The 4,243-nt window shown below is 71.2% G+C and carries 1 protein-coding gene; it reads right to left on the minus strand.

Annotated features, from left to right (window positions below; all coding sequences use genetic code 11):
- Positions 1–165: 165 nt before the first annotated feature.
- Entirely contained in the window at positions 166–3,927 is a 3,762-nt protein-coding gene (locus LzC2_RS20445) for a DUF7133 domain-containing protein (RefSeq protein ID WP_171189881.1), read from the minus strand.
- Positions 3,928–4,243 lie beyond the last annotated feature (316 nt).

Consider the following 4,243-nt stretch of genomic DNA (forward strand, 5'->3'; position numbering starts at 1 on the left):
GAGAGGGGCTGGGGGTGAGGGGACTGGAACCGATCAATCACCCTTCACTCTCCCGCCGCTATTTGATTGCTCAATGGAGTCCACTCCATGAACGCGGGCGTGTGAAAGCTCGCTCACCCTCACCCCCGGCCCCTCTCCCTGAGGGAGAGGGGAGCCAGATGCGCCTCACAGGCTTCGCAGATAGGCGTCGAGATCGGCCCAGTCTTGGTCGGTCGCGTCGTCCATCACGCCGCTGGGCATCAGGGAGTTCGACCCCGTGGTGCGTTCGAGGATGTCCTTCGCTTCCACTCGCCAAGTGCGGCCTTGGGCGTCTCGCAGGGTCACGCCGTCGACGCTCTGGTAGACGACCAAACCCTCCAGCACCTTGCCGTCGGCGGTGACGATCAGTTCGGTGCGATAGCGGCTGGGCACGTCGCGGGAGGGATCGAGGATCGCCGTCCAACGGTCGGCCCGGCCGTAGCGGGAGCCGGCGCCGGAGAGGTCCGGGCCGACGGCCCCGCGACCGCCGTGGCAGGTCGCGCAGCCGCGGGCGGTGAACACCGTCGCCCCGCGGACGGAGTCGCCGGCGTCCCAGTCGATGCGGGCCAGCCGAGCCGCGGTTTCCGCGGCGCCGTCGGGACGCAGATCGGGGAAGCGGGCGGCGACGTACTGCGTCCAGCCGGTCGCCGCGGCGGGGCTGGTCGGATCGGCGGACGCGGCGGCGGTCTCGCCGGTGTTGCGACGCAGCAGGTTGACCGTCTGCGTCTTGAGCTTCCGCCCCCGGGCGTCGTCCGGCAATCGGCGGAGCAGCGCCGTCAACGCCGCGACTTCCGCCGCGTGCTCCGGCTCCGACAGGCGCGACGACGGCGGGAGAATCTCCAACGCCCCCAGCGCCGCGGTCGCGACGGACAGGTCGCCGTTGTCCAAACTCTCGACGAACGCCGCCCGATCGACCGATTGCGGGTCGTTTGCCAAGCTCATCACCACGGCGCTGCGGACGGCACGGTTCTCGTAGAGGGGACGAATGCGCTCCGCCCCGCCGGGGCCGGCGCCCAGCAGAAAGACCACGTCGCCGGTCCATTCGTAATCCGGATCGCTCGCGGCGGCGGCGAATTTCTCGCGGGCCCGCGGCACGAGGTTCCCCGGCACGTTCTCCAACAGCGCGACATGCGCCGGACGGCCGAAGTCCGGGCGCTCGATCAGCGCGGCGGCCAATCGCGGATCTCTTTTGAACAGGGCGTCGTAGAGCTCCTTCAGCCGCGGCTCCCAATTGGTATCGGTATTCAGACCGCGAGCGGCGACCTTGGCGTCGAGATTCACCAGCGCCGCGGCGATCGCCTCGGTCTGCGGGGCCGACCGCTCGACCGGCAAGCGGGCGGCGGCGAACAGGTGGTGCAGATCCTCGTCCGGTTCGCTGGTCTCCGTCAGCCGGGCGCACAGTTCGCCGAGAATCACCGGATTGTACGGGGCGATCATCGCGGCGACGCGGACGAGTTCATGGTCGACCGCCGCTTCCTCCCGCCCCTGTCGACGCCGGGCCAGCAGCATGGAAAGCCGCGGGACGAGCGGGTTCAACGCGCGTTCGTGCGGAGCGAGATCGAAGCCCGCCGTGTAGCCCTCGAACGCCGAGCCGTTGCCCTGCTGGGCCTCTTTATAAGAGGGTCCGTAGTCGCCGAGGGCGACCTGCACGAGCCGCACCGCGTCGCGGCGGACGTCCGGGGCGGCGTCGCCGTCGAGGACGTTCAAAGCCAGCCGAATCGCGGCGTCGTCGAACCGCGGGTACGCCTGCAGATAGCCCAGCGCAAAGGTCACGCGGGCGGCGTCGCCGTGTCCGTGGGCGGCGCGGGCCAGCGGCTGCAATTCCGCGGACGACAAACGGGCGATCACCCGCTGCGCGGCGCTCCGCACCAGCCGGTCCGGGTGGCCGAGGTCGGCGGCGACCGGTTCGATCGCGGTGGCGAACGCGGCTTTGGGGGAGTCCGTCATCCCCGCCAACGCTTCCAGCGCCGCCCGGCGGACGCGGGGCGAATCGTCCGCGAGGAACGGCGCCAGCGCGGCGGCGTCCGGCGCGTTCGGTTCGCGGACGGCGTGCGCCCAACAGACCCGCGCCCGCACCGCCGGCTCCGGGTCCGAGGCGAAGAACGGCAGGACGTTCGCCGGCAGTCCGCCGAACTTCTCCGTGAGGATTTCGATCGCCCGCACCCGCTGCCCGACCGGCCGGGCCTGATCTAGCGCCGCCGCCCGCAGCGGCGCCGGGCCGATCTCGCGGACCAACGGTTCCCACGTCGCTCGGCTCCAGGAACTCAGCGGCTGCGGGGCGGTGAGGACCGTCGTGAGGCCTCCCTCCGCTTCGCCGTCGCCGTTCGGCGGAGCACTCGTGAGAGGGTTCGCGCCGCCTAGCGGCGACGGCGAAGCGGGGGACGCGAGAGAGTCTTCCCCTTCGTAGATCAATCGGTACACCGCTCCGCGGGTGCCGCGGCCGCCGACGGAAACGCACAGGTCGCCCCGCGGGCCGACGCTCATGGCGGTCGGCGCGAAGCCCGCCAAACCGCTGCTTTTCATCAGACTGATCGGCTCCGTGGCGTACCCGGCGCCATCTTGTTCCAAGGGCAGCGCGACGACGCGGCCGAAGGTCCAGTCGGCGACGATCACGCTGTCGTGCAGTTCCTTCGGGAACGCCGTGTGCCGATAGCAGACGACCCCGGTCGGCGAGCCGCGGCCTAGTTCGCAGACCACCGGCGGCATGCTGGGGGCGTCGAACGGCCGTTTGACGCTGCGGCTGAGCCAGCCGGCGTGCGAGCCGGGCGCCAACGCCAGCACGCGGGTCGGGCGATACCAGGGCATCGTCACCTCGCGTTCGCCGTCGCTGTCGTAGGTGAAGGCGTCGCCGAGCGGGTGAAAGTCGAAGTCGTAGGCGTTTCGCATGCCGTGGGCGACGATCTCCCCGCCGGTCAGATCCGGGGTGAGCCGCATCAGCACGCCGGCCTTCGGCGCCAGCGGACCGGTCTTCGGCACGGGGGAACTGGCCCGGGTGATGAACTCCGCCCCGACGCCGGAGTAGTTCCCCGCGATCAGATACCACCAGCCGTCCGGCCCGCGGCGGATCGCGTGCACGTCGTGCTCCCCGCCGGTTCGGAACTTCACAAAGCGATCCGGCTGGACCGGATCGCCCCGCAGATCGGTCTTGCCCAGTCCGTCCCACACGCCGTCGCCGTCCGCGTCGCGATACCGCAGCAAGCCGCCGTCGCCGGTGCACAGCAGGTCGTTGCCGTGGAAGAACAATCCTTGCGCCCCGCTTTTGGGGCCGTCGGCGAACAGTTGGGCCTTGTCCGCGATGCCGTCGCCGTCGGTGTCCAACAGTCGTTTGACGAACCCGGGACCGCTGACGACCACCTCCCCGTTGGCGTCGTGCGTGAGGCAGAACACGTCGTGGGCGAGGTCGTCGCCGGCGAACTCCACGGCCCGAAAGCCCGGCGGAGCGATCAGATCCGCGGTGCGCGGCGGCGCCGCGGGGCCGGCGTCGCTCGGTTCGGTCTCCGCCGCCGGTTCGATCGGCTCCGGGACGCCCGGCTCCGGGACGTCCGGCTCCGAAACGTCCGTCACCGGCATGGCCGCCGCCGGCACGACGACCGTCCCCGCGGGATCGACCATCTTCTCCGGGACGCCGTTCTCCGGGACGCCCACGGGTTCGGGGGCGGTCGGCTCCGGGGTGCGGGGCGTCGGTTTGGTCGCCGTCAGCGGGGAGCGGGCGGGCGGCGCGTCGAGTTCCGCGGCGCTCGTTTGGACGACCGGCCGTGGGGCCAGCAGTGCGGTACGAGCCGTCGTGTCCGGCGTCCCGGGTTCCTGTCCTTCCAACGCGGAGGCCCCGCAGAGCAGCGTTCCGCACGACAGCGTCAGCGCCGCGAGCGTCCGCGGGGGGGGGAAGAACAGCCCGGGTCCGAACGCCATAGCCGCCTGCTCTGGGAATCGTGGATGATTGCGGAGGAATCCCGATGGTAGGTCGGGCGGCCGGACGGCGGCAACGGGAACGAATCGCCGCGCGATGGGGGACTGCAGCGGCTGGGCAGAATAGAGGGGCGAGGCTTCAATTCACATTGCGGAAGAACCGTCATTTTCGCACTATCCGCACCCCTCTTTCCGAGATCTGACGCGAATGTCGATGCCCCGTTCCGCCCCCATCCGACGCCGCGGACGCGCGACGGAACCGCGCGGCGCGGCCCGCGGCGTGGCCGGCGTGCTGTCCCGCTCGCTGCTCGGACGGCGC

Source organism: Alienimonas chondri (assembly GCF_013036045.1).
GTDB classification, from domain to species: Bacteria; Planctomycetota; Planctomycetia; order Planctomycetales; family Planctomycetaceae; genus Alienimonas; species Alienimonas chondri.

What these genes read in the sequence shown, in the direction of transcription:
- LzC2_RS20445 (WP_171189881.1), bottom strand. Translation starts at nt 3,927, where the DNA reads ATGGCGTTCGGACCCGGGCTGTTCTTCCCCCCCCCGCGGACGCTCGCG.